Source organism: Acidovorax sp. KPB24-03 (assembly GCF_057546605.1).
The window spans coordinates 1-743 of record NZ_BAAJYR010000858.1 but is presented as its reverse complement, the minus strand read 5'-3'; the positions used below and the strand labels follow the sequence as shown (position 1 = coordinate 743).

Annotated in this window: 1 pseudogene; it reads left to right on the top strand. The window is 76.0% G+C overall.

The features are described from left to right. Positions 1-96 precede the first annotated feature (96 nt). Positions 97-743 (top strand): annotated as a pseudogene (locus AC27KI_RS26475) (hypothetical protein); the annotation flags it as partial.

Below are 743 nucleotides of genomic sequence, written 5' to 3'. Positions count from 1 at the left end.
TCACGCCATGCCGGACACCGGAATGGCGCTCTTGTACGATCGCCGGCACCGGCCCCCGCCCTTGGGAGCGGTCCGCGCAACCCACCCCCCCTGTCCATGACCCCGCCCTCCATCACGTGGCTCCCGCTCGCGCAAGCACACGCGCGTTGGCCCGGCGGCTGGCGCGAGGCATTGGCCAGGGCGCGCGGCACGGCCCCGCCGCTCGCGGACGCCAGCCGGGTGTACTGCGTGGAGGGCCCTCTGTCGCTGCCCGAACTGGCCTGGGATGGGGACAGCGCCCTGGCCGCCCGGCACGTGGGCGGATGCCTTTGCCCTGCCTGCCGGCGCCCCCGCGCCCGCACTGCTGCTGGTGCACGGCGACCTGCACGTGGCGGGCGCCGTCACCGCCCCCCCGCCCCGGCCCTGGTGGTGTGCGGTGATGCGCACTGGGGGCATGCGGTGTTGGAAAACCTGCCGGTGGTCATCACCGGCGACCTGCAGGTGGACGGGCTGCTGTGGGGCGGCGGTGCCGATCCGGCCGAGGCGGGGGCAGCCGGACCCGGCCTGGACGTCGGCGGCTCGCTCGGCGCACAGGTGGCGCTGTTCACCGGCGGCTATGGCCTGCGCACGGGCGGCGAGGACCGGGTGGCCTACCCCTTCGGCGCCCCGTTCGGCGGCCACGACCTGGCGGCATTCTCTGCGGAGCCGCTGGCCGCCGTCTTCGATCCGGCGTGCCTGCACGGCCTGGCCGTGGGCGAGGACGG